3 protein-coding genes are annotated in these 1329 nt (G+C 28.1%); all 3 read left to right on the top strand.

The window, feature by feature from the left end; translation table 11 throughout:
* Positions 1-317 (top strand): DNA-binding response regulator (locus Ctaglu_RS24715; RefSeq protein ID WP_125006713.1); only part of this gene is annotated, 317 nt, incomplete at its 5' end.
* Positions 318-389: 72 nt separating this feature from the next.
* Positions 390-557, top strand: a complete 168-nt coding sequence (locus tag Ctaglu_RS25720; RefSeq protein WP_185732972.1) for a hypothetical protein — start codon at positions 390-392, stop codon at positions 555-557.
* Entirely contained in the window at positions 557-1207 is a 651-nt protein-coding gene (locus Ctaglu_RS24710; protein ID WP_125006711.1) for a tyrosine-type recombinase/integrase, read from the top strand. The genes Ctaglu_RS25720 and Ctaglu_RS24710 overlap by 1 nt, the downstream gene beginning before the upstream one ends.
* The last annotated feature ends 122 nt before the right edge of the window (positions 1208-1329 follow it).

Raw genomic sequence — 1329 nt, 5'->3', positions numbered from 1 at the left:
TATACTTAGATGGATTAACAGCTACTGAGATTGCTAGAAAATTAAAGTTCAATAAAGACACTGTAAAAAAATGCATTCAGAGAAATTTTAATGATTTAAAACATAAGCATGAAATTGCTGTTATACGAAGACGAGAATGCGTAAGAACAGTTAATTATGAGGCAAATAGATATATAGGGGATAGTGCATTTATAAAAAAGAATAGGTCTATATATAAAACAAATCATAATGGGGATATAGTAATAAATAAAGAAGTTGCACCAGTAGTTACATGGGACACACCTAGAAGATTAGTAAATGAAAATAAAATTAAATAGAAATTATAAAGAGTTGTTATATTAGAAATGATATAGCAGCTCTTTTTAATTATAAATTTTAGGAGGGAGCTTATGAAAATAAAAGATATTCTAATTGAAAGTGATAGCAGTAGTTATATCAAACTTGTGTCAATAAAAAGTGAAAAGAAAAGTGAAAAATTGAGCGAATGCGATATAAAAGAATTAATGTCTCACTCTTGTTATAGAAGGCATAAAGGAGCGATGAAGCAGGTGAAGTAATGGAAGAAAGAATTAGGGACTGGGAAAAAGGAGTATCTAATCCTATTCCATCTCAAAAATATGAAAAATTTAAAGAAAAATTAGCTGAATATAGTGACAGGAATAAAGAAAGAAATATCATGCTTTTTATTTTAGGAAGAACAACTGGATATAGATTGGGAGATATCGTTGGGCTTACAATTGGACAAATAAAAGATGCTTTAGACAATGAACGTTTTATTATTCAGGAGAGTAAGCAATATGAGCAGTGGAAAACTAACTTAAAAAACAAGCCTAACAAAAAGAAACCTCTAGTAAGAGAATCTCCAATTGGAAAAAATCTAGAAAGATATTTAAGACAGTATTGCAAAGATAAAAAGAGATCTGAATATGCTTTTAAATCCAACAAAGGTAATGGGAATGAATATATAAGTCAAAAAGCCTTCAGTGCTTTATTAACAGAGGTAGGGAAAAGTATGGGACTAAAAAATATTTCTGGACATAGCTTAAGAAAAACATATGCAACAAAAATTTATGAGGAATCAAATAACAATTTAGAGCAAGTAAGAGTTGCATTAAATCATCAAAGCATAGAAGAAACTAAAAGATATTTAGGAATAAAAGAAAAGATGAAAATGAATGCAGCACTAATAGCAGATGCAGACATTTGATTTTTATTTAAAGCATTTTAGGTAATAAATAAAATGGTGCTTTTTATATAATTTATAAAAAATAATTACTAATATAAGAGGCATAAAAATAGTATGAGTAATCAACCACGTTATTACCGATT

The sequence above is a fragment of the Clostridium tagluense genome (assembly GCF_003865095.1).
GTDB classification, from domain to species: Bacteria; Bacillota; Clostridia; order Clostridiales; family Clostridiaceae; genus Clostridium_AD; species Clostridium_AD tagluense.
This window is presented reverse-complemented; position numbering and strand designations above follow the sequence as displayed.

What these genes read in the sequence shown, in the direction of transcription:
- Ctaglu_RS25720 (WP_185732972.1), top strand. Translation starts at nt 390, where the DNA reads ATGAAAATAAAAGATATTCTAATTGAAAGTGATAGCAGTAGTTATATC.
- Ctaglu_RS24710 (WP_125006711.1), top strand. Translation starts at nt 557, where the DNA reads ATGGAAGAAAGAATTAGGGACTGGGAAAAAGGAGTATCTAATCCTATT.